Annotated in this window: 17 protein-coding genes and 5 pseudogenes; 18 read left to right on the top strand and 4 right to left on the bottom strand. The window is 69.4% G+C overall.

Translation table 11 applies throughout. The annotated features are described in order from the left end of the window. Positions 1 to 38 precede the first annotated feature (38 nt). The 3 genes and pseudogenes from ACSUPV_RS41140 to tpg form a co-directional block, all read left to right on the top strand. Positions 39 to 1,301: pseudogene (locus ACSUPV_RS41140) on the top strand (Helicase associated domain protein); the annotation flags it as partial. Next, positions 1,300 to 2,010: pseudogene (locus ACSUPV_RS41145) on the top strand (telomere-associated protein Tap); the annotation flags it as partial. The pseudogenes ACSUPV_RS41140 and ACSUPV_RS41145, both read left to right, overlap by 2 nt. Before the next feature lie 3 nt (positions 2,011 to 2,013). Further along, entirely contained in the window at positions 2,014 to 2,571 is a 558-nt protein-coding gene (tpg, locus tag ACSUPV_RS41150; protein ID WP_436950021.1) for a telomere-protecting terminal protein Tpg, read from the top strand. A 272-nt stretch (positions 2,572 to 2,843) separates the two neighbouring features. Here the strand turns inward: tpg and ACSUPV_RS41155 are convergent, their stop codons facing one another. After that, on the bottom strand, positions 2,844 to 3,692 hold the full coding sequence (locus tag ACSUPV_RS41155) for a helix-turn-helix transcriptional regulator (RefSeq protein ID WP_436950022.1): 849 nt from the start codon (positions 3,690 to 3,692) through the stop codon (positions 2,844 to 2,846). Positions 3,693 to 3,829: 137 nt separating this feature from the next. On the opposite strand from ACSUPV_RS41155, the gene ACSUPV_RS41160 reads away from it, so the two are divergent. From ACSUPV_RS41160 to ACSUPV_RS41200, 9 genes and pseudogenes are all read left to right on the top strand, one after another. Then, positions 3,830 to 4,684 carry an NAD-dependent epimerase/dehydratase family protein gene (locus tag ACSUPV_RS41160; protein WP_436950023.1) on the top strand — a complete coding sequence of 285 codons (855 nt, stop codon included), beginning with the start codon at positions 3,830 to 3,832 and terminating at the stop codon, positions 4,682 to 4,684. 381 nt (positions 4,685 to 5,065) lie between these two features. Further along, positions 5,066 to 5,938 (top strand): hypothetical protein, encoded by an 873-nt coding sequence (locus tag ACSUPV_RS41165; RefSeq protein ID WP_436950024.1) that lies wholly within the window; start codon positions 5,066 to 5,068, stop codon positions 5,936 to 5,938. A gap of 4 nt (positions 5,939 to 5,942) precedes the next feature. After that, entirely contained in the window at positions 5,943 to 6,452 is a 510-nt protein-coding gene (locus tag ACSUPV_RS41170) for a hypothetical protein (protein WP_382618375.1), read from the top strand. A 173-nt stretch (positions 6,453 to 6,625) separates the two neighbouring features. Further along, positions 6,626 to 7,471 carry a TnsA-like heteromeric transposase endonuclease subunit gene (locus tag ACSUPV_RS41175; RefSeq protein ID WP_436950025.1) on the top strand — a complete coding sequence of 282 codons (846 nt, stop codon included), beginning with the start codon at positions 6,626 to 6,628 and terminating at the stop codon, positions 7,469 to 7,471. Next, a complete protein-coding gene (locus ACSUPV_RS41180) occupies positions 7,468 to 8,316 on the top strand; it encodes a hypothetical protein (protein ID WP_436950026.1) in 849 nt (282 codons plus the stop codon). The genes ACSUPV_RS41175 and ACSUPV_RS41180 overlap by 4 nt, the downstream gene beginning before the upstream one ends. Next, on the top strand, positions 8,252 to 9,337 hold the full coding sequence (locus tag ACSUPV_RS41185) for an integrase catalytic domain-containing protein (protein WP_436950027.1): 1,086 nt from the start codon (positions 8,252 to 8,254) through the stop codon (positions 9,335 to 9,337). The genes ACSUPV_RS41180 and ACSUPV_RS41185 overlap by 65 nt, the downstream gene beginning before the upstream one ends. Beyond that, positions 9,331 to 10,349: pseudogene (locus tag ACSUPV_RS41190) on the top strand (TniB family NTP-binding protein); the annotation flags it as partial. The gene ACSUPV_RS41185 and the pseudogene ACSUPV_RS41190, both read left to right, overlap by 7 nt. 560 nt (positions 10,350 to 10,909) lie before the next feature. Further along, positions 10,910 to 13,045 (top strand): helicase associated domain-containing protein, encoded by a 2,136-nt coding sequence (locus ACSUPV_RS41195; protein ID WP_436950028.1) that lies wholly within the window; start codon positions 10,910 to 10,912, stop codon positions 13,043 to 13,045. Positions 13,046 to 13,230: 185 nt separating this feature from the next. Continuing rightward, positions 13,231 to 13,407 (top strand): annotated as a pseudogene (locus tag ACSUPV_RS41200) (helicase associated domain-containing protein); the annotation flags it as partial. A gap of 177 nt (positions 13,408 to 13,584) precedes the next feature. On the opposite strand, the pseudogene ACSUPV_RS41205 reads toward ACSUPV_RS41200, so the two are convergent. Both ACSUPV_RS41205 and ACSUPV_RS41210 read right to left on the bottom strand, forming a co-directional pair. Beyond that, positions 13,585 to 14,074: pseudogene (locus tag ACSUPV_RS41205) on the bottom strand (IS5 family transposase); the annotation flags it as partial. Positions 14,075 to 14,088: 14 nt separating this feature from the next. Then, positions 14,089 to 14,976, bottom strand: coding sequence for a helicase HerA domain-containing protein (locus ACSUPV_RS41210; protein ID WP_436950029.1), 888 nt, complete (start codon positions 14,974 to 14,976; stop codon positions 14,089 to 14,091). Between the two features lie 159 nt (positions 14,977 to 15,135). Here ACSUPV_RS41210 and ACSUPV_RS41215 point away from each other — a divergent pair, with 159 nt between their 5' ends. Beyond that, the gene (locus ACSUPV_RS41215; protein WP_436950030.1) at positions 15,136 to 15,513 is read left to right on the top strand and encodes an ISL3 family transposase; all 378 of its coding nucleotides are present in this window, start codon (positions 15,136 to 15,138) and stop codon (positions 15,511 to 15,513) included. A 68-nt stretch (positions 15,514 to 15,581) separates the two neighbouring features. Continuing rightward, entirely contained in the window at positions 15,582 to 16,016 is a 435-nt protein-coding gene (locus tag ACSUPV_RS41220; protein WP_436949846.1) for a hypothetical protein, read from the top strand. 166 nt (positions 16,017 to 16,182) lie between these two features. Here ACSUPV_RS41220 and ACSUPV_RS41225 read toward each other — a convergent pair whose 3' ends face one another. After that, positions 16,183 to 20,037, bottom strand: coding sequence for an nSTAND1 domain-containing NTPase (locus ACSUPV_RS41225; protein WP_436949845.1), 3,855 nt, complete (start codon positions 20,035 to 20,037; stop codon positions 16,183 to 16,185). A 281-nt stretch (positions 20,038 to 20,318) separates the two neighbouring features. On the opposite strand from ACSUPV_RS41225, the gene ACSUPV_RS41230 reads away from it, so the two are divergent. From ACSUPV_RS41230 to ACSUPV_RS41245, 4 genes are all read left to right on the top strand, one after another. After that, positions 20,319 to 20,522 (top strand): hypothetical protein, encoded by a 204-nt coding sequence (locus ACSUPV_RS41230; RefSeq protein WP_436946607.1) that lies wholly within the window; start codon positions 20,319 to 20,321, stop codon positions 20,520 to 20,522. Between the two features lie 71 nt (positions 20,523 to 20,593). Then, complete coding sequence (locus ACSUPV_RS41235; protein ID WP_436946608.1) at positions 20,594 to 21,118, top strand: MauE/DoxX family redox-associated membrane protein; 525 nt, start codon at positions 20,594 to 20,596, stop codon at positions 21,116 to 21,118. Between the two features lie 14 nt (positions 21,119 to 21,132). Next, a complete protein-coding gene (locus ACSUPV_RS41240) occupies positions 21,133 to 21,675 on the top strand; it encodes a hypothetical protein (protein ID WP_436949844.1) in 543 nt (180 codons plus the stop codon). A 14-nt stretch (positions 21,676 to 21,689) separates the two neighbouring features. Beyond that, positions 21,690 to 22,854: ATP-binding cassette domain-containing protein (locus ACSUPV_RS41245; protein ID WP_436950031.1), on the top strand; the 1,165-nt coding region annotated here is incomplete at its 3' end.

A 22,854-nucleotide genomic window follows, 5' to 3' on the forward strand; every position in this document is an offset into this window, starting at 1 on the left:
TCAGCAGCCATACACACACATACATCGCAGGAAAAACGGACGAGGCGCACCGTACGTCGGGTTCGATGGGTAAGGCGTGGGCGGACATCCACGACCAGAGCGTTATCCCGGCGTACCGGCGGCTTTACCTGACGGCGACGCCGCGGATCTGGGAGGAGCGGCTCAACCGCGAGGTTGCCGAGGGGGTGCGGGATCCGCTGCCGCGGGAGATGGCGGCTTCCATGGACGACGAGAAGGTCTTCGGGCCCGTCCTGTACAAGCTCTCGCTCGCATCTGCCGTCTCCCGGGGCTTGCTGGCGCGGTATCAGATCATCGTGCTGGAGCTGAAGGACCCGGTCGTCACCCCGGAGAAGCTGATGGGCGAGGAACGACACACGGAAGAGGTGCGCGGTCAGCGGCTCGGGGCCTTGCAGGCCGCGCTCCTGCACACCATGGCGCAGCACAACCTCCAGACGTGCATCACCTTCCACCACCGGACCATCGAGGCCCAGGCGTACGCGGAGGGCCTGGAGCGGGTGGCCGCGAAGCTGCACGCTGATCAGCCCGAGAAGTACCCCGCTCGGATCTGGGCCAACTGGCTGTGCGGCGAGCACGTCCCCGAACGCCGGCGGGAAGTCCTCGGCTCGTTCGGGTCCACGGCGCAGCGGGCCGTGCTCTCCAACTGCCGTGTCCTGGGCGAGGGCGTGGACATCAGAGCGGTGGACAGCGTTGCCCTGTTGGACCCCAAGGGTGCTCCGCACGACATCGTCCAGGCCATCGGCCGGGCGCTCCGTCAAAAGCCAGGAGAAGGCAAGCTCGCCTCTCTGATCGTGCCGGTATTCCTCCAGCCCGGAGAAAAGCCGGAGGACATGTTCACCTCGGGATCGTATCGCCCGTTGGTGAAGGTACTGGAAGGTCTGCGCGCTCACGACGAAGAAGCCGTGGAATTGCTCGCGATTCCGCAGGAGCCTCAGAAGGACGTGGCGCAGCCGTCCGTGAACATCGGTGTCGCGCCAGAAGAGGGCGAGGAAGAATCCCGGTTGCTGCTGCGTTTTGCCGCCCCCAGGGATCCGGTGATGATCGCGGACTGGGTCAGCTTCAACGTGATCGACACCGAACGCCAGGACTGGGCACGCGGCTGGGCGGCACTCAAGAAGTTCACCGAACGCGAGCGGCACGCCCGAGTGCCATATGGACACAAAGAGGGTGCGACACCGCTTGGACAATGGGTCGCGGAACAACGAAGGGCGTACGGGGCCGGGCAGATGACCGGCCAGCGGGCAAGGCGACTCGAGCAGCTCGGCATGGTCTGGTCGCCGGCCAGACGGCACCCGCCCGACGGGACCGGCCTGGTACCAGACACACACCGTCGCCTACGCCCAGGAACTCGGCTACGACGTCCACCCGATCGAGGCCTACCTGCGCCGCGAAACCGGCGCCTACCTGGACCCGTGGCACGACCGGCTCAAGACCGCCTACGTCGACACCCTCGCCGACCTCGGCGTCACCCGGGACCTGGACGACCGCCAGTTCCTCGCGGCGATGGAGCGGCACAAGGAGGTCGACCCGGCTCTGGCCGCTGTCCTGTCCGCCATCAAGGCCACCGTGAAGGGCGGCGTCGGCAAGCTCCGCGAGCGCCCGCAGGGCAAGTCCTACAAGGCGGGCGAACGCTGGCCGGCCCTCCAGCGCCCCACCTGGCGGCCCGACATCCGTGCCGCCGTCATCTCCAAGGCCCGCATCAACATGCACCGCAAACTACGCAACATGGCCACGATGACGGGCCTGTACCCGCTGGCGGTGCTGTCCGACTGCGTCGTCTACCCCAGTCCCGGCCCCTCGCCCCTGGACTTCCTCCCCTACGCCGCGTCCGGCAAGCCCCAGCCCGGCGGATTCCGCCTCGGACCCACCCCCGGCCTGGCCAAGCTCGAAGGCGTCCAGTCCATGCTCTGGGCCGTCGACCTGATGGAGAAGGGCCTCAACCCGGCCCGCCACATCAGTGGCGGCGACGCCGTCCTCGACGAAGGCGAGTAGAGCGTGGGAGAGATCGACGACGCCATCGAACGCGCCGACCGGGAAGCCTTCACCCGCCAGCCGCCCAAGACCCTCCAGGCCCGCATCAACTTCCTGATGAAGCAGCTCAAGACGACCAAAGCCGTTGCCCAGGAGATCGGGGTCAGCCAGCGGTCGGTGGAGCGATACCGCAAGGGCGAGCGCAAGCACCCGCCACGCGCCATCGCCGAACGGATCGTCACCGCCGTACGGGCCCGCTGGCAGCCACAGGTCCGCAAACGCCGCCGCAAGCAAGCCGCCACCACACGCGGCATCACGGTGGAGACAAGAGCCCGGTTCGGCTACACCGCACCCATCGGCACCACCGACGACGGAAGATTCCGCCGCCTCACCATCCACCTCCCCCCCACCTACGCACAACGCCTGTTCAACGCCCGCGACGCCGGAGCCAGCGACCAGCAGATGCGCCAGATCATCGCCGAAGGCTTCAAAGACATCTACTTCCAAGACGGCGGAAACCGCGCCATGGGACTCACCGACGTCACCCTCAACGACATCGACTACCTCGACCTCGGCTACTGACCTGGCGCCAGCTCGCAGGCCCGGCACCTGCTTGTTTGAGCCGAAGCACGATAGTTGTCACATAGGCAGGCTTGTTGTCACTGGCGGGACCGCGGTGTGCTGTCGATCGCCTCGGCCAGCTGCTCGGTGGGCGTCGAGCAGGGGCTTAAGTGCTCGGTAGTCGGGGTGGTCGTCTGCCTGCCTGTGCCGCTGTCGGCACAAGATGGCGCGGGAGTTCGGGACCGTGGGTGATGTGCGGTGGGCATGGAGCGAACTCGAAATCGCGCACGCGGTCAGGAGCCCGTCGGCGTCAGGTCCTGCAAGCCCACCACCCGCAGCAACTGCAAGCGCTCGTAAGACTCCGTGCCCGGGCGGGCCGTGTGGATGACGAGCTGCTGGTTGTGGTCGGAGTTGACGAGGACCTCGCAGTCGAGTTCGAGGATGCCGATCGCAGGGTGCCGGAAGCGTTTTGTGGCGGCGCGGCGTACGGCGACCTCGTGTTCGTCCCAGAGGTGGGCGAACTCCTCGCTCACGGCGCGTAGTTCGGCGACGAGGGCGGCGGGTTCGGGGTCCGTGGGGCGGGCCGAGGCCACTGCTCGCAGGCCGGCCACCTGCTCGCGGGCGCGCTCCGGGCGGTCCTCGGGTGGGAACAGGTCTTGGGCCGCCGGGTCCAGGAAGAAGCGGCGGATCATGTTGCGTCCTCGGGGCGGGCGGGCCAGGACGTCTCCGCTCAGTGCCCGCGACAGTGCGTTCTGGGCCAGGATCTCGCCGCAGTCGGTCGCCACCATCGCCGGGGTGTCGTGCAGCCGGTCCAGCACCAGGAGCAGGCCCGGGCGCACGTGCGTGCTGGTCGCCTCCCGGCGCGGCGGCTGTTCACCGGTGAGGTGGAAGAGGTGGTCGCGTTCGTCCTCCGTCAGGCGCAGGGCGCGTGCCAGCGCGGTGAGCATCTGGCGGGACGGGCGCGGGCCCCGGGACTGTTCCAGCCGCGTGTAGTAGTCCACGGACATGCCGGCCAGCTGTGCCACCTCCTCGCGGCGCAGTCCCGGCGTACGGCGCCGGACTCCGGCCGTGAGACCCACGTCGGAGGGGTCCAGGCGGGCGCGAGCACGGCGCAGGAAGTCGGCGAGTTCGGCTCGGTTCACCTCTCCAGGGTGCGGGACGCCGGCCGACTTTATCCAGGGACTCCCGATCCCCTGATGAAGAGGTCTCTCCCGGACGTCGCCGCATCCGTCGAGGCTGGTCGCCGACGACAGGCCACACAGTGCGTGAGGAGCACATCATGCTGACTTTGGTGACCGGTACGACGGGACAGGTCGGACGCCGCTTCCTGCCGAGGCTGCTGGCCCAGCGGCAGCCGGGCGAGCAGGTGCGAGTCCTGGTGCGGGACGCGACCCGCGGCGAGCGCTTCGCGGAGCTGGGCGCCCAGGTCGCCGTAGGAGACATGCGCGACGAGGAGACACTCGGTAAGGCGCTCGCCGGCGTGGACGCCGTCGTGAATGTCGCTGCCTCCTTCCGCGGGGTGCCCGACGAGGAGGCGTGGGCCGTCAACCGGGACGCCGCGGTGGCTCTGGGCCGCGCCGCGCAGGCCTTGGGCGTGGAGCGGTTCGTGCAGGTCAGCACGAACAATGTGTACGGCGTCGGACGGGGCCGCCCGCTGACCGAGGAGGACGAGAGCCGACCGGGCGGCGAGATGTGGGGCGCCTACCCCGAGTCCAAGGCCGAGGCCGAGCGCGAACTGCTCGCGCTCAAGGGCCTGGACGTACGTATCGGGCGGCTGCCCTTCGTCTACGGCGAGGGCGACCCACACCTTGCCGACTCCTTGCACTGGGCCGCCCGTTGGGCGCCGCACCAGCGCCTGCAGATGGTCCACCACGCGGACGTCGCCCAGGGCCTGATGCGTCTGCTGTACGCGCCGGGCATCGCCGGCCGGATCTACAACATCGCCGATGACGCCCCCGTCACGACGGTCGAGCTGTACACGCTCAACGGCGCCGAGGCGCCCGCCGGGCTCCACGAGCTCACGGACCCCGACCCGTGGTTCGGGATCATGTCCAACCAGCGGATCCGCAGGGAGCTCGGCTTCCGGCCGATCTACCCGAGCGTCTGGACGGCCCGGGACGCCGGAGCCCTGTGACGGTCACTGCGCCCCGCCAGTCCCCCTCGCGGATCCGCCCCACCAGCACCGCCGCCACCGCCATCAGGGCCACCACCAGGTACAGCACCCGGTAGCGCCAGGAACGTCAGGATCGGCGCGGCAAGGGCGGGCGCCCGCTACCTGCGGCAGCGCGTTCGCCACGTTGAGCACGCCGAGGTCTGCTGGTGACACGTAGCGCGCCGTATCGGTGACAACCACTGTGCTTCGCCCGACTGAAGCCACAGTTCAGCGGATGCCGGTGGTGACACCTATCGTGCTTCGGCTCATTTGTGACTCAGCGGCGGACGAGGGCGGCAAGTTGGGAGGTGACGTGTGGGACTGGCACTGAGCAGGAGCAGGAAACGGCATCGGGGGTGTGGTGTGGCAGCGGGGGTGTTGCGGACCGTGCCGCTGGCCGGGGAGCTGACCGCATCGTTGATCAGCCGGGTGGCGGCCCGCTACGGTCTCCCGACCGCCGGTGTGCTGCGGCTGTGGACATGCCGCAACTCCCCCGCCCGGCACGACGGCGGCGGTGCGCGGGCGGACGCGGAGGTCGTCCTCAACGGGACCGGGCGACACGTGCTCGCCGAGCTATGCAGGGTGGAGCCCAAGGTGCTGGCGCATGCTTTGCCTGCCTTCACCATGGACGACCCCAAGATCTGCACCGGCCGGGAGGCCGAGGAGGCACAGGCCCGGTGGCGGGCGGCGGGCACGGTGGCGGTCCGGCCGCGTTCGGCTGCCGGCTGTGCACCGCGCGGCGCACCCGGACAGGCACTACGGGCGGTGCGCTACCTGCCAGGCTGGCACCGGGTCTGCCGAAGGCACGGCCGCCGGCTGCTGGACGCGGACGCCGACCAGCCGCTGGAACACCTCGATCTGCGCCTGCTGCCGGAGGTGGCGGCCGCGCAGCGGCGGTGGCCGAGCGCGGCACGGCGTGCGGTGCGGGCCGGGGTGGAGCCGGAGCAGGCGTTCATGCTGGCGCATGCGGTGGTGGCCCGCTGGTGGGAGCAGGCCCTGTACTGGGAGCAGGAGGAGATCTGGCCGCGCCGTCTGCACCATTTGGCAGGCGGCAACGCAGGATCTCGGCTTGCCTGGTGGCGGATCGTGGGCCGGGACGCGGCGATCTTCCCGGAGGTGGTGGCCGTGGCGCAGGCGCTGCTGGAGCCGGCGATGGCCGAGGTGGCCTGGCAGGCAAGCGGCGGGATGAAGCCTCGGGTGCGGGGCGCCGACGACCCTCTGTCACTGGCTGGGTGAGCGGATGGGCCGCACCTGGCTGGGCCCCGAGCTCGCGGCCGACCACGGCAGCCCGCTCAACGATTGGAAGGGCGCGATCGTGCGCGCCCGCCGCCACGAGACGGGACCGCCGGGCTGGCCGGAGGATCCGTGGCGGCTGAAGCGGAAACAGCAGCCCGCCACGATGGCCAGCCAGTTGCGCGTCATGGCGGCAGAAGCCCAGTCGGGCGGCTCGGGGACCCGGTGGCGGGCCACCGTTGCTGCCGAACAACGGTTCTGCATCACGCAGTTGGTCGACGAGGCACGCGAACAGCTGGTGGAGCTGCGCGGCATGCACAGCGGCACCACCGCCGAGGTGGCCCGCACCCTGCTGGAGCACCTCAGCCGCAGTGCCGACCTGATCGACCAGGCCCTCGTGCGTACCGCCGCCGCAGCCGTTGCCTCCGGGGTGGCGCTGGAGGAGGTGGCCCAGTGGTCCCGCCTGCCCGCCGAGGAGCTGGCCGCGGTCCTCGCCCTCGGTGAGGGCGAGGACTGACACAACGGCCTGCAATCGGGAACGCGAAAGTGCGGGACTCTGCACTGACACCGATGCCCGGGCGCGGCACCCTGGGTGCCGCGCGCAGCCCAACATCCGTCGGTTGCACCGATGTTGCGGTTACCTGCCGGTTCTCCTGCACGGCAGGTCAGGCATGGCGTTGTGTGGAGTACGTGATCATCGACAGCAGCCAGGAGGCCGCATCGTCCGCGGTGCCCAGGGCCGGGTGCCGCATCCCCGAGCCGCACAGTACGGGTGGTGCTGTTCGACGCGAAGAAGCTGCGGCTGTAGATGCCAGCCTGATTGATGTGCGCTTTCGAGACCCTCTGGGGCGCGCACACCAGCTCCCGTGGCTTGAGGCTGCTCAGGACGTCGTCTTCGAGGATTCTCCTGCGGTACGGCCTTTCCCCGTCCGGCACGGGCGGCGTGTGGCTCCGGGCTGGTGGTGGTCGTCGACGACCGGGCGGCTGGTGGCGTACGGGTCCGGTGTCATGCGGATCGAGCTGATGCTGTTGGACCGGGATCCGGCGGTGGTGGCGCTGGCCTGCCGACCGGTGGAGCTGGTGTGGCGTGAGGAGAGCAAGGAGGTCGGTCATGCGCCGCAGCTGATGGCCAGGCTTCAGGACGGCAGCGGCCTGTTGCTCGACTGCGCGGGACGCAGCGGGCCCTCTGCCCGGCTGGCAGAGCGGGCACGGGTTGTAGCGGCTGCCGCGGAGGCAGTGGGCTGGTCCTACCGGCTGGCGGGGCCGCCGGATCCGGTGCTGCTGGCCAATGTGCGGTGGCTGGCGGGTTACCGGCATCCCCGATACGCCGCAGGTCCGTGGATGCCCGCTCTGGTGGAGGCCTTCGGCAGTCCGCGGCCGGCGGTGGAGGCGGTGTGTGAGCTGGGGGATCCGATCGCCGTGTGGCCTGCGGTCTTTCACGCGCTGTGGAGCGGTGTGCTGCGGGTGCGGCTGGATGAACCACTGCACGAGCGTGCCATTGTCTCGGTCGCGCGGCAGGAGGCCGGAGCGGCGTGACGCAGGCGGTTGTCGAGGTCGGGGCGCGTCTTCGCTACGCCGGACGGGTATGGACGCTCGCCGTGCTGGAAGGCGCCCGGGCCACGCTGGTGAATGACGAGGGCGCCTCGGCGGTGGTGCTGCTGCCCTACCTGTTCGCCGATCCGTCCTTCGAGGTGGAAGGCGGGACGGCGCCGGGGAGGGTGCCGCCGTTCGGCCTGCTGGACGCCCTGCCAGTCGAGGTGCGGGAGCGGGCTCTGGCGTGGCAGCGGCATGTGCGGGAGGTGGAGACCGGCTTTCCTGACGCGGTCGGGCAGGGCGCCCCGCGTGAGCAGTTCGATCCGGCGACGCGGAGCCTGGCGCAACGGGAGCGGGCGAAGGCCGAGGAGTTGACGGCTGCAGGCTGGGCGGCGAGTACGGCGACGGTGCGCCGGATGCGGGCGCGCTACCGCAGCGAGGGTTTGTGGGGGCTGGTCGACGGCCGGGCGGTGCGGGAGCGGTCGGCCCTGGGGCGGGCCGATGAGCGGGTGGTCGCGGCAGTCAGGAAAGTGCTGGAGGAGCAGCGGGAGCGGTCGACGGGCACGCTGGTACGGCTGCGCCGCCAGGTGGGGTGGCTGCTGGATCAGGAGTACGGCGCCGGGACGGTGGCCCTGCCGCCGGCGTCGACGTTCAACCGACTGGTGCACGCTGTGGCCGACGGACAGGGCCTTTTGGGGACAGCCACACAGCGGCGGTGGCATGCGTCACGGCCGGCACCCCCCCTTCACGCCGACGGTGGCACTGCGGCCCGGCGAGCTGGTGATGCTGGACAGCACGCCACTGGATGTACTGGCGGTCCTGGACGACGGTGTGACCGGCCGTCTTGAACTGTGCATCGCGCTGGACGTGGCCACGCGCAGCATCTGCGCCGCGGTGCTGCGGCCGGTGGTCACGACGTCGGTGGACGCGGCGATGCTGCTGGCGCAGATGGTGGTGCCGACGGCGATGCGGCCGGGCTGGGATGCGGCACTGTCCATGCAGCGGTCCGTCATCCCCTACGAGCGGCTGATTGCGTTGGACGCACGGCTGGAGCAGGCTGCCGCCCAGCCGGTGATCATGCCGGAGACGGTGATCGTGGACCAGGGCCGGGTGTACGTGTCGGCATCGTTCGTCTCGGCGTGCGAGAGCCTGGGGATCTCGGTGCAGCCGGTGCCGCCGGCGAACGGCCCGGCCAAGGGGAACGTGGAGCGGACCTTCCGCGCCATCGCCGACGGGTTCAGCCAGTACCTGCCGGGCCACACCGGCTCGGACGTCTCCCAGCGGGGCGCGGCCGCAGAACAGGATGCCAGCTGGAGCCTGATCCACGCGGGGGCGGTGAGGCGCCCGTTCACCGCATTCACCTTCGACCACGTCCGCCGCACCGTGGAACGCCGGCACGACCGTGAAGAACACGAGGCGGCGATCGCCCAGGCACTCGATGCGCTGCTGCGCCGTGCCAGCCAGGGACTGGGCAGCAGGCGAAAGAGGACGGTAGCCGCCCGGGCCCAGGCGGCCGCGCAGATGACCGACCCCTCCCCCGCCACCACCCCGCAGCAGTGGCCTGCGCCTCTCGCGCCGGGGGCCTCGTTCGGGCTGCCCGGTTCCTTCACCGTCCCGCTTCAGGATGCCGACAGCTGGGACGCCGACGACAGCCTGGACGACATCGAGGACAACCAGGACGACGAGGACTACCTTCTCGCCGCCCTTGCCGACGGCCAGGACGCCGCGGCAGGCCACGCGGATGAGGCCGAAGCATCCGAGCCGACGGCCGAAACGACCCAGGACCAGGCCGCTGAGCAGACGCTGAACGCCGCCGGGGCGGGCGGCATGCGCATCTACGACCCGTACCAGGAGGCCCAGGCATGGTGACGACGGCGCAGCCCGCCACCGCGCAGCACAGCACCTTCAACCCGCTGACCACCTGGGACGGGTGGCAGCAGTTCGTCGACACACCCCCCGCCCCAGCACTGGACGTTGGCGACCAGGAATGGACCCTGGAGCAGCGGGAGGACTACCACGCACGGTTCGTGGTGCTGAAGACCCCCGCGATGGACACCATCTCCACCGCGGTACGCCGCGTGCTGCTGCTCAACCGCGGCCAACAGGGCGGAGCCAGACGCGGCCTGATCATCTCCGGGCCCGCGACCACCGGGAAGACCACCGCGATGCAGCAGCTCGGGCGCACCGTCGAACTCGCCGACCGGCGCCGCCACCCCAACCAGGACGGGCGTCTGCCGGTCCTGTTCATCACCGTGCCGCCGTCCCCCCCAAGATGCTCATCAGCGAGTTCGCCCGCTTCCTCGGCCTGCCCGCCCTGGAGAGGATGAACCAGATCCAGATCACCAACGCCGTGTGCGAGCTGCTGTGCGAGATGAGCACCCAGCTGGTCCTGGTCGACGACGTGCACCTGATGGACACCCGCAGCCGGGCCGGCGCCAAAACCTCCGACCAGCTGAAGTACCTCGGCGAGCGGATCCCGGCGACCTTCGTCTACTCCGGCATCGACGTCGAAGCCTCCCCGCTGCTGACCGGCGTGCGCGGCTCCCAGCTCGCCGGCCGCTTCAAAATCGTGCGCAACCAGCCCCTGCGCTACGGCAGCCCGGCCAACAAGCAGATCTGGCACGACCTGGTGCACGGCATGGACAGCGCCCTGCGACTGCGCCACCACCGGCCCGGCACCCTGCGCACGCACGCCGCCTACCTCCACGCCCGCACCGGCGGCCGCATGGGCAGCCTCTCCCACCTCATCCGCGAAGCCGCCCTCGTGTCCCTGCTGGACGGCACCGAGAAGATCACCAAGAAGCTCCTAGAAGAGATCGAACTCGACACCGCCGCCGGACGCCCCCGCAACGCCAGCCCTGACTGTCGGTGTCTGCCTCAACCGTCCGTCCCGCTCCCCCGTTCGGCCACTGCTCGGATGCCGGTACATCCGAACCCTCCAGGAACGACCTCTGCCCCCTCATGCACGACTCTCCTCCACCACAGCCGCAGCCGCCGCGTACGGCGGCGGCACGTCCGGGGCCGGTACGGCTCGCGCCGCTGCAGGGCGAGACGAACCTGGCGTACCTGGACCGGCTGGCCGACCGCTACCGGCTCGGCGTCAGAGACCTCATCCCCGCGCTCCTCGAGGTCGGCGGAGGCCTGTTCAAGGGCTACCGGACGGGACGGCGAGGTGTACCTCAACGCCGAAGCCCGCGCCCGCATCTCCGCGTTCTGCCGCGTGCCCGAGAACGTCTTGGGAAAGGCCCTGCCCGCCTGGACCGCCCAGGAACCCCTCTCACCAAACGGGGCGGGTGCAGCCGGGCGGTTCCGCTTCGGGGCCGTGGTGCCGGCCGCGGGAGAAGGCTGCCGGCTGTGCAGGCCGCACGCACCGGACGTACCAAGCCCGCCCGGGTGTACCTGCAGCCGCACATGCGGATTTGCCCGCGCCACCGGCGCTGGATGCTCGGAACCCACTGGATCGACGGCGCGCCGGCCGACACCGAGCAGGTGGACCTGGCGGGGCTGGCGGAGGTGGTCGCGGCGCACCGGCGGCATCTGGATCTGCTGCGCCATCGGCCGGACGCCGTTCGTGCGTTCGAGGTCGCGCACGCCGTGGTCGTCTCCTGGTGGGCGCAGCAGTGGCCCGACGAAGAGCAGTGGCCTCACCGGGTACGCCAACTCACGCCGCAGGGGGCCGATCCCGGCTGGTGGCGGCTGCTGGCCAGGGACGCGGTGACCTGCCCCGAGACCGTCGCCCTCACCTCGGTCCTCACCGGTGAACGCACCAGGCAGCGGCTGCTCGCCGACACCGGCGGACATCTGCCTCACACGCTCGCTCACGTGCCTGGTCTGGTCGGCGAACTGGCGCGGGTCACGAGGCGGCCGTGGCTTACCGAGCGGATCGCCTCGACCTCGGCCGGTCCTTTGCTGCTCTGGGCGCAGCACTGCGTACGGGCCGCCGCGGACGCAGCCGTCGCCGACCGGCTGTGGACGCTGCACATGGCTCACCGGCCCCGGCCCATCGCCCGCGAACTCACCGCCTACCGCGACGCCGCACAGCAGCCGGAGAAGACGGCGGGCGGTATGCGGCTGCACCTGGGGCTCCGGCACAGGTCGGATCAGGCGTTCACGACGGGGCTGGCACACGCCCGTGCCTACGCCGCGGTACACGGCCATCTCGCCGCCCCGATCCACAGCCGGTTCGACGGCTTTGCCCTGGGCCGATGGCTGTCGAATCATCGGAAGTTCCCGGCGATGCCGCCCGAACATGTCGCGGAACTCGAGGCGCTGGATCCGTGGTGGCGGCCGCCGTGGACGGTGATGTGGCAGCGCTTCTACTACCAGGCCCGTGACCACGTCCGCGCCCGCGGACCCTTGCGGCCCGACCGCGGCTTCCCCACTACCAGCTTCGGCCTGGGCGACTGGCTGTACAACCAGTGCACCGGCTACGACGAGCTGCACCCCGCACAACAGCGCCTGCTGGCCGACATCGGCCTCACCCACGACGCCGTACGGGCGGCCCGGCCCCGCCGCAAGCACATGGCCACCCACTTCCAGCGCGCCCTCGCCTGCGCACACGCCTTCGCCGACATCCACGGCACGCTGGTGAACGCGACCACCGACACCGTCCAGGACGGGCTGAAGCTGGGGCAGTGGCTGTCCAACCAGCGCAGCAAGGACCGCGCCCACCAGCACCGCCACGGCGCCCCCTCACCCCGCGCGCAGGCGCTGTCGGCGATCGACCCCTGGTGGAACCCGCCCTGGACCCTGGAATGGCAACGCTCCTGGCACCAGGCACACACCCATGTCCACGGCGGCCACGTTCTGGAGGCCGCGGCAGGATTCCCCGGCACCAGCAGCGCGCTCGCCACGTGGCTGACCACCCAGTGCGCCCAGTACGACACCCTCCAACCCGACCAGCAGGACCTCCTCGCCCAACTCGGGCTGACCGCGGACCGGGCCCGCGGCGCTGCCGCACGGCCCGCCGAGCGCGAGGCCGACTTCGCTGTCGGTCTCGGATACGCACGCTCCTACCACGCGACACACGGCACCCTCGCTGCCGCGATCAGCACCGTCCACGACGGGTTCGAGCTGGGTCGGTGGCTGCGCCGGCAACGCCAGCACGCCCGAATCGATGCCGACAGGGGCGCGCCTCAGTCTGCCGCGGCGAAGGCGCTGACCACTGTTGACCCGTGGTGGTGTCCGAGGAGCCTGGCGTGGCAGCGCGCTTGGCAGCACATCCACCACCAGGTACATGCCGGCCACCGGCTCGACGCCGACCACCACTTCCACAGCTTCGCCCCCACCCAGCGCGCCTGGCTACGCCTGCAACGCACCCACTACGACGACCTCCACCCCGACCAGCAGCGCCTCCTAACCGACATCGGCCTCACCAACGAGACGGCCCGCACCCGCCCCATCAACCCCTACGCCGAAACCGCACTCGCGCACGCCCGCGCCTACGCCGCCACCCACCACACCCTGGCCGTCACTTACTCCACCGTCCACGACGGCTTCCCCCTCGGCCGCTGGCTCAACGACCAACGCCAACAAGCCGACGCGACACCACCCCCAACGCCCGCCACCAGGCACTGACCGCGATCGCCCCCTGGTGGAACCCACCCTGGGACCTCGCCTGGCAGCGCGCCTACACCCGCGCCCGCACCACCCAGGCCTGGCCCCACGGTGTCCCGGCCGACGTACGGACCTGGATCAGAGCCCAACACGCCGCCTGGGATCGTCTACGCCCCGAGCAGCAGAAACCCCTGACCGACCTGGGTATCGCGCCCGGCACCGCGGACGCCGCTGGCCAGAGACGCAGAACCAGCCATGTCGACTCCCTCAGCCCCGGCCTCGCCCACGCCCGCGCCTACGCCGCCGTCCACGGCCACCTCTCCCCCAGCGCAGACACCCACCACGACGGCTTCCCCCTGGGCCGCCGGCTGGTACAAACACGCCGCAAAGCCCGGCAAGGCCGTCTCTCCCCCACCACCAGCCAGACACTCGACACCATCGATCCCTGGTGGAACCCACCCTGGCCCAGCGTCTGGCAACGCACCTACCAACAAACCAAGCTGCACCAGCTCAACAGCCGGCTCCATCCTCCGACCCTCCACAAGTGGACCGACAGGCAACGCACCCGCTGGACCACCCTCCACCCCAATGACCGTGATGGCCAGAGGCCGGGCGTGGAGGTCGCTGGCCAGGTGGACCTTGGTGCTCAGGCCGCCCCGGGAGCGTCCGAGGGCGTGGTCGGCAGGCTCGCCGGGGATGGACTCATCCTTTGCGGGCTCCGGCGGCGTGCTGGTGAGCCCGGCAGACGGTGGAATCCACCGAGGCGGTCCAGGCGATGTCGTCGTCGGCGTCCGCTGCGGCCAGGACGGCGGCGAAGATCTTCCCCCACGTTCCGTCGACGGCCCACCGCAGCAGGCGCTTGTGCGCGGTCTTGAACGAGCCGAGCTCTTCGCGCAGGTCGCGCCAGGGCGAGCAGGTGCGGTACTTCCACGCGATGGCCTCGATCGTGCGGCGGTGGTCGGCCCACCGGCGCCCACGGATCGGATCGGCCGGCATCAACGGCTCGATCCGGTCCCACATCGCATCACTGATCACCAACCGGACAGACACATCCGATCAACTGCTCACCCCATCAAAGAGACACGCCTTAGCCGATCGAGCTCGATGAGCTGGTCGTGGATGTCGGCGATGTCGCGGCAGTACGTGACGCCGTCCATGCCGTGCGCCCACGGGTGGGAGATCCGCTTGGTGTCGAGGACGAACACGAGCGAGCCGTGGTGGAGCATCTGGCAGGCGATGCAGCGCAGGGTGGCCGACTTGCCGCCGCCGGTGGAGGCGTTGACCAGGATGTGCGGGGAGTCGGCGTCCAGGTCGACGGAGACGATCCGACCGCCGGTGCCGAGGCCGATGATGGGTGCGGACTCCGGGGCCTTGGCCACCAGCTCGCGGACCTTGGGGTCCTTGAAGAGGGCCTTCGCCGGGGGCTTGCGGGTCTTCTTCACCCGCACGTACGGCTTGCGGCCCTCCGGGTGCCAGTCGAACGTGACGCCTTCCAGGGCGAGCTTCTGCGTGACGCGGTCCGCGATGACGTCGCGGGAGAAGTCCAGGTGCTTGGGCAGGTCGATCCGTATCTCCGCGTCGTCGTCGGAGAAGTTCTTCGGGATGTGGAGGTAGCGGCGCGGGTCGGTCTGCTCGGCCAGCCCGAGCGGCCGGTGGATGGCTTCGTGCAGCGGGACGACCCACTCGCGCAGCAGCTCACGGCGCTCGCGGGTCAGCGCCATGTACGCCGCGGTGCCCACAGTGAGCACGCAGGCCGCGCCGATCCCGCCGCTCTCCAGCGTCGCCAGGACCTGCTCCCGGTTGTCCCACAGCTCCTGGGCGTTGTTCACGGTGGCGTCCAGGTCCTGGGTGGCCAGGTAGCCGGTCTCCCAGACGCCGGCCCCCAGTGCGATGCGGAAGGACAGACGCCGCCACCCCGGCTTGTAGGAACGGCGCCGGACCTTGCCCTCCACCTTCGGCAGGACACGGGTGCCCGCGCGCCAGAACGTCGCACGGAGGAGATCAGAGAGCAGGGCTACCCGGACGGCTACGGCAACGTCCGCAACTACGTGAGCAGGACTTTACGTAGCAAACCCCAGCCGGTTGGGCCCCGACCGCCATCGGCCCGCGCCGTGACTCGCTGGCTCCTGACCCACCCGGACGCCCTGGCCGAGAGCGATCGGATCCAGCTCAAGGCCGTGCTGGCCAACTGCCCCGAGCTGGGCGTCCTCGCCAAGCACGTGCGGGCCTTCGCCCACATGGTCACCGACCTTCGAGGCGACCAATCGCCAGAGTGGATCGAATCAGCCAGAGCCTCTGCCGACTTGCCCAGTCTCAGCCGGTTCGCTCACCACCTCGAACGCGACCTTGACGCTGTCGTCGCAGGGCTCTCCCAACCGTGGAACTCCGGCGTCGTGGAAGGTCATGTCAACCGGATCAAGATGCTCAAGCGCCAGATGTTCGGCCGCGCAGGATTCGAGCTCCTCCGCAAGCGCGTCCTGCTGACGTGACCGAGGGCCATCAGAGCTCGTCTGCAGAGAGTCTGCCCTAGCCCGCGCTCGGCACATAGGGTGCTGCCGTGAGCAGCGAAAACATGCACGCAGGCCGATTCCTTGGGGAGTTCCGGGAGCTGGGGCATGGCCGCACCGACGGGCCCTCGCTGAGGGACTGCACGCAAAGAGAGGGTACGGCCTATGAAACGGATCTCGTTCGCTACTTGCGTGCTGGCTCGGTGCTGGCCGCGACCACCTCACGGGTCCATGACGTCCTCAGCGCCACGAACGAGCTGATCGGCGGCCTGCACCTCCTTACTGACGGTGAGTGGTTCTGGTACACGGATCTGGCGTACTACGTCGAGCACTACCACGTGCCCCTGGATGCACAATTCGTTGATCACGCACGCGGACGCGGGTGGACACCACCTCAGCTGAGCGACGCCGACCTCGCCCGGATTGCCGACACTTTCTTCCCGGACGACGGCACTGCACCCGTCGTTGTTGACGGTGGGCAGTAGGGAGGGTCGAGGACGCCCAGTACCGGGGCCGCTCGACCCTTCGGCCCCATGAGGTGTGTTCTCAGCCGAACGACTCTCGGCCGACTGCGACCGCCGTCACAGCAAAGGCAACCGTCACGCTGCGTACGCGACCACACCCGGGTTCTGGTCCGCCGCCAGCGGCTGTTCAGCAGGTCCGTTGATAAGGGATGCCACGGACGAGTGTGCGCCATTCGTCTTGGGTCAGGCCTGCCCCGGCGCGGTCGCATGCCAGGGTGGCTGCCCGGCCTGTGGTGATGTCGTATGTCTGCAGCAGTACGTGTTCGCCTGCCCCGGAGAGGGTCTTGTTGTCAGGGCTGAAGGCGAGGTCCAGGAGGGCTGTTCCTGGGGTAGGGAGGGCGGAGCCAATGGGGCGGCTGGAGTCGGTGTCCCATAGCCGAAGGGTGCCGTCATGGCCCGCAGCGGCCAGGGTGCGCCCGTCCGGGGAGAACACCAACGCCGACACGTGCCGGGGCTTGCCCTCACGCTCTGGAGACGCGGGAAGGATGCCGAGGGGCTTCTCGGCGTCACCATCCCACACGGTGACCTGACCGGATTCCTCGCCTGCTGCGAGGTACTTGCCGTCCGGGCTGAATGCCAGTGCGGTCGTCATGCCCGAGGTGAGTGCTCGGCGTGTGATCCGGCCGGACCGCAGGTCGAGGAACTGGCCGTGGTTAGTCGCCAGGATGCGTCCGCCGGGTTTCACCGCCAGGGTTTCACCTCCGATGCCTCGGATGTCACGGGCCATGTTCCCGCTGCGCAGGTTCCAGAACTCAAGCCGCTCGGCCTCTGGTATGCGGGAGACCATCAGCGACGTCCCATTCGGGTGGAAGACAATGCCGTTGACGGCGTTTGCGGGAGAGGGGTTTTCGGGGCCGGTACGCGCTACCGTCAGTGACTTGGTGATGCGGTGGGCGGAGACGTCCCACAGGGACAGCTTCTCCGGCGGAAGGGACTCTCTCGGGTGACTGACGCCGTAGGCGAGATAGCGTCCGTCGGGACGGAAGGCCATGTGCACTGAGCAGCGCTCCGCACTGTGCCGACCTTCGGGGAAAGTCGGGCAGGCTGCCGACGGCGGGCTGGCCAGGTGACGGCCGTTGCGGCTGTCGAGCAACTGAATCTGCGCCCGGCCGGTGTCGGTGTCCTGGTGGGCGATGGCGAGTGTGCGGCCGTCCGGGCTGAAGGAGCCCGATGCGGCGGGTCGGCTGTGCCAGCGGAAGTCGACGATGCCATCGAGGGAGAGGGAGCGAACCACAGTCTGGGAGCTTCCCGCGAAGTAGCGGATGCGACGTTCTTCCACGTCCAGTCTGAGGTCACTGATCGTTTCCTCGGGGAGCGGATACCGGAAGACGGGTGTCGCGGGCGCGCCGGTGCGCCACAGCAGAATCTCGTCGAGGTCTGCGGCGGCCAGGAATCTGCCGTCCGGGCTGAATTCGAGATCTTCCAGTCCCTCGTGCTCAAGTTTCGGCAGTTCGCGCCCGGAAGCGATGTCCCATCTGCGGAGTCCTGATGGGCCGCGCTGGATCAGGTGCCGACTGTCGGGGGTGAACTGGAAGTCCTCCTTGGAGCAGTTGGCGGCTGTCGCCTTGGGGGCCCATGCGGTGGGTACCTTGCGTCGCCTGGGGATGTCCCAGATCTGCAGACGGGTGCCGGGCAAGCACAGGGCCAGCAGCCGGTCGTCCGCGCTCACCTGAGCATCGGGGAGCGGGTAACTGTTCACTCGGCGCTGCTGGTGGAGCCGCCGAAAGTCCCATTCCGGGACGTGGAACCGTTCCCCGGGGCGGAGTCTGGGCAGGACACTGTCCATGCGACGCTCCAGCAGCACACGTCGGGTCCGCATGTCCCGGAGCTGGAGTACTGCCTGGGGTCCCTGGGTGCGGTACAGGACAAGCGAACGGCCGCTCGGACTGATCTCGGCTCCGTCGTCGGCCGGCAGGCGCCGCCCATCCACACGGCCCGCCCGCATGTCCCAGATCCTCACCCTGCCGTCGTCGTCCACCAGAGTGAGTCTCCGCAGGTCGGGGTTCATCACACCGGCGTGGCCAAGGCTGTCGCCCAGCCCGGGTAACGATGCGATCCGCCGGTGGCCACGCACGTCCCACACCACGGCTCGCTTCGCTCCCACGCTGAGCAGAGTGCGGCCATCTCCGCTGAGGTAGCGCACGACGGTCGGATCGGTATCTGGGTCGGTGAAGACGTCCTGCTCCTTCTGAACCGCGGCGCTCATCAGCGCCGAGCGGCTCTCGGGGAGATCGGCCAGAGCCCAGGAAGCAATGCTCAGCCGCATGGCGGTGACCGGGTCCGTCGCCCGCAGGCTCTCGGCCAGGGCCGCAATCCTGCGGGCCTCGGCATGCAACCGTTCCCGTTTCTCGGACTCGCTCTGCTGCCATGCGATCACGCCCGCTACACAGGCGAGCGCCATCATGAGGGACAAACCCACTCGCAACCGGCGCAAGCGGCGTGTGGTGCGGGTAGCAGAACGTTGATCCTCTTCGCGTGCGGTGATGCTGGTAGTGAGGAAATCCCGTTCTGGGCCGGTCAGGTCGTCGAGGTGCCCGGGGCTGCTGAAATGTTCCTGGGCAGTAGCGAGTCGGCTTCCCCGGTAGAGGGCCCCGGGGTCGCGGCCCAGTTCCTCCCAGGCACGGGCGGCCTCAGTCAGTTTGCGGTGGGCTCGCAGGAGTTCGCGGTCCTGTTCTATCCAGCCGCGCAGCCGGGGCCAGGCGCTGAGCAACGTTTCGTGGGCGAGGTCGACAGTGTCGCCGTCGAGCGTCAGCAGCCGCGCCCGGGTCAGCGCCTCCACCACCTCGGCGGTCTCCTGCCTGTCGGGGACCCCGAGTTCCTCCCGGTCGACAGGTCGTCGGGTGTCGGGCGTGCCATCGCCGGGGGCGACCAGGCGCAGCAGCAGACGGCGGGCCGCATCAACCTGGGCTGCGGTGAACCGGCCGTAGACGTCCTCGGCGGTCTTGGCGACCGAGCCCCCCAAGCCTCCGGCCGCCTCGTAACCAGTCAAGGTCATGGTTCTGCCGCGGCGGCGGCGCCAGGTCTCCAACAGCACGTGCGAGAGCAACGGCAGTCCACCGGGCGCGTCCGCGACCTCGTCGACGAGGCGGTCGGTCAGAGCGCGTTCCACAGTCATGCCTTCGGCTGCGGCTGGTTTGACGATGGCCTGGCGCAATTCCACTGGACTCATGGGGCCAACCAGCAAGTTGGTGTCGCGTAATACCTCCGCCAGGCCAGGGTGTTCGGCGCAGCGACCGTAGAAGTCGGCGCGCACCGCCAGGACAACGCGCAGCCGGCTGTCTGCGTGTCGGGCGGTCAAGAGCAGGTCGATGAAGGCGGCGCGTTCAGCCGGATCGTGGCAGAGGGTGAAGACTTCCTCGAACTGATCAACGATCACGAACACGTCCGCTTGACTGCCCGGGTCGGTATCAAACACATGGACGTGGGTGCGCGCCGGGCGATGACCAGGGGCCAGGATCCGGATTGCGGCAGGGCGCAGTGCGACGTCCTGGATGTGCTGGAGGGCGGGGATGAGTCCGGCGCGTAGCAGGGAGGACTTGCCGCTGCCGGAGGCCCCGAACACTGCAGCAAACCGCTGCTTGCGCAGCAGGTTGAGCAGGTCGGCAATGAGCTTGTCGCGGCCGAAGAACCGGCTGCTGTCGCCGGGCTCAAACCGTGCCAACCCCCGATACGGCGGCGTGCCTCCCCCCTCCTCTTCCCTCGAACTTGAGGCAGCGGCCTCGTCCACCGCCTGCTTCCAACGCGCCTCCCAATCCGCTACGTCACCCCCGCACGCCTGCACATAGGCCAGCACCACCGGCAATGTCGGCAACTGCTCACCTGCGGCTGCCTGGGACAGCGTCGTCACCGCATACCCCGCCCGCTGGGCCAGCACCCGGTAGGTCAATCCGCCCGCCTCGGCACGCAGCTTGCGCAACTCGAACGCGAACCGCTGCACCGGACCCGCCCCCGGATCCACCGGCACCTCACGACGTCCCGCCACGCCGACCCCCTCAGCCGCCCCCGTATAGCCCGGTGGCAAACCTACGTATCCCTCATTTCCTCGCAAAGATCGCGTCCGGCCATTGTTTGGCTGCCGGAACTCCCCTTCCGAACAATGCGCCAGCCGCTGAACTCGACTCGTCCCCAGGGTCGCCCCACGACGGGCGTGGCCGTGATTGATCGCCACGCGCATCAGGCACAGCCCTCCCCCTGGAGGCCGCGGCGCGGACGGCTGTCCGTCCCGCAGAGAAGCATGCAAACAGCCCACGAAAGGAAGAACACATGCGGTCTGCCATATCTGCTGCCGGCGACAAGCTGGTTGCACTCCTCGCGCCCCGTGCGACGGCTGCCGCCGCCTGCCGGACCGACTCCAGCTGGTGCGACAACGGGTGCCCGTTCTGGTGGTGGCGGCGCGCCTACCACGTCGTGTGCGACAACGGCGACAGCTACATCCGCTACAGCGCCTGCGGCTCCGGCAACTGCTGACCGACCGGGCCAGGGTGTTCCGCCCCCCTCGGGGGCGGAACACCCTGGCCCACCACTAAGGAACCGCCACGGTGGACCACCACGTCTTCATCGCCTCCCGGGTTCTCATCGGGATGGTTTTCGCCGCCTCTCTGACCATGAAACTTCTGCGCAAGAACGGATGGCACCGTTTCACGGCCTCAGTGCGCGGGCTGGCTCCGCATCTTCCGGCGCGGACGACCGCGGTCGCAGTGTGCGCCGCGGAGGCATCTGTCGCATTACTGATCGTTCCGGCGGGAACTGCGGTGTACGGGCTGGCCGGGGCCGTGCTGTTGCTGCTCTGTTTCACTGTGGCCCTGGTGGTGGCACTCCGGCGCCGCAAGCGAGTCTCCTGCGGGTGCTTCGGCAAGTCCGCCACTCCAGTAAGCGGATTCACCGTCGCACGGAATTCCCTGCTGACCGCAGGCGCGCTGGCCGGAATCATCACTCGCCCCGACCCGACGGGCGCCGCCACACCATGGCCCGGCACTCTCACCGCCATCGCGGTAGGCGCGGTGGCTGCCGCTCTCGCCTACCTCACGGACGAACTCGCCGACCTCTTCCAAACCCGGACCTAGCGGAAAGAGAGACCATGTCCTACGTCATCACCTTCCTCGCCCTGCTCGGCGTGCTCTCCTTGTTCAACCTCGTGCTGTCACTCGGACTCGTCCGCCGGCTCCGTGAGGACACCGCCCAGACGACTGCACAGTCCACCGGTCCGCAGGTAATGCACGCCGCCGGCACGCGCGTCGGTGCCTTCCGGACGGTCGCCACCGACGGAGCGATTCTCTCCGACGGCCTGCTCCGCGGGGCCCCCACCCTGGTCGGCGCATTCGTCCAGGGCTGTCCTGAGTGCGAGGAGCGGCTACCGCTGTTCGTCGAGTACGCCGCCGCGTTCAAGAGCGGCCCCAAACACGTCGTCGCAGTACTCGTGGGAGACCCCGAGGAGCTCCGCGACAAGATCACATTGCTGGAACCGGTGGCGCGCGTCGTACTCGAGGGCAGGGACGGCGCGGTCGGCTCAGCATTCGGAGTCCGCGGCTATCCCGCCTTCGGCGTCCTCGACGACGACGCCGTCGTACAGGCCTCCGGTGTCCTGCTCAAGCACATCACCGGCACGCCGGTCAGCGCCTGAACAGGCGACTGGTGATGCGTAGAGTCCTGCATGCCCTGCGGCTGAGCTGGCAGGCGAGCCACCCGCTGACCACTCTGGCCGTCACCCTGACACTGATCTTTGCGGGTGTCCCCCTCGTGACCGCGTGGCTCACCAAGGTCTTCCTCGACGTCCTGGTCAGTGGTGCCGTCGGCACGAGGCCGCTTCTGGGCCTCGGCCTCGCACTCGCGTTCATGGGGCTGCTGACCGCCCTGATCCCCCGCTGGATCCTGTTCGCCCACCGGGAAACCGAGCGTCGGGTCGGCCTACTGGCCCAGGACCGTCTCTTCGCCGTGACCGAGCGCTTCGTCGGCATGGCACGCTTCGAACAGCCCCAGTTCCTGGACCGGCTGCGGCTCGCACTCCAGGCCGGCAGCTCCGCGCCCGGAGCCGTGGTCTCGGGGAGCATGTCCGTCGTCGGCTCGGCCATGACCGCCCTGGGTTTCCTCGGTTCGATGCTCGTGCTCTCGGCTTGGATGCCCGTGCTGGTCCTGGCCTCGGGAGTCTCGACGCTGATGACCGAGGTATGGCTTGCCAGGCGTCGTGCGGACGTGTTCTGGCGTATCGGTCCCACTCAACGGCGTGAGATCTTCTATCGCGACCTGCTGACCGACGTGCAAGCGGCCAAGGAGATACGTCTGTTCGGAACGGGCGCCTTCCTTCGCACCCGCATGGCCGACGAACGCAGGGCCTCCAATCGCGAGCAGTCGGTCCTCGATCGCCACGAGCTCCTTCTGCAGACGGGGGCCAGCATGGTGACCGCCGTCATAACCGGCGTCGCCCTGTTGTGGTCGGCCTTCGCAGCGGCGTCCGGCCGGATCACCGCAGGCGACGTTGCCCTGCTGATCGCGGCGGTCACAAGTGTGCAGTCCGCGATGACGTCGATCGCCCGGGACGCCGCCCTCACACACCAGCAACTGCTGCTCTTCCAGCACTACCTCGACATCGTAACTGCCGAGCCGGACCTTCCGGTCCCGGCCGACCCCAGGCCAGTGCCTGGCCTGCGCAGGGGAATCGAATTTCGCGACGTCTGGTTCCGCTACTCCAACGACCATCCCTGGGTCCTGCGCGGTGTTCACCTGACCATCCCGGCTGGAGCGGCGGTCGGCGTGGTCGGTAGAAACGGTGCGGGGAAGAGCACGCTGATCAAGCTACTGTGCC

Source organism: Streptomyces sp. SudanB52_2052, assembly GCF_964272415.1.
Taxonomy (GTDB): Bacteria; Actinomycetota; Actinomycetes; order Streptomycetales; family Streptomycetaceae; genus Streptomyces; species Streptomyces olindensis.

What these genes read in the sequence shown, in the direction of transcription:
- ACSUPV_RS41160 (WP_436950023.1), top strand. Translation starts at nt 3,830, where the DNA reads ATGCTGACTTTGGTGACCGGTACGACGGGACAGGTCGGACGCCGCTTC.
- ACSUPV_RS41170 (WP_382618375.1), top strand. Translation starts at nt 5,943, where the DNA reads ATGGGCCGCACCTGGCTGGGCCCCGAGCTCGCGGCCGACCACGGCAGC.
- ACSUPV_RS41185 (WP_436950027.1), top strand. Translation starts at nt 8,252, where the DNA reads ATGCTGGACAGCACGCCACTGGATGTACTGGCGGTCCTGGACGACGGT.
- ACSUPV_RS41195 (WP_436950028.1), top strand. Translation starts at nt 10,910, where the DNA reads ATGCTCGGAACCCACTGGATCGACGGCGCGCCGGCCGACACCGAGCAG.
- ACSUPV_RS41230 (WP_436946607.1), top strand. Translation starts at nt 20,319, where the DNA reads ATGCGGTCTGCCATATCTGCTGCCGGCGACAAGCTGGTTGCACTCCTC.
- ACSUPV_RS41240 (WP_436949844.1), top strand. Translation starts at nt 21,133, where the DNA reads ATGTCCTACGTCATCACCTTCCTCGCCCTGCTCGGCGTGCTCTCCTTG.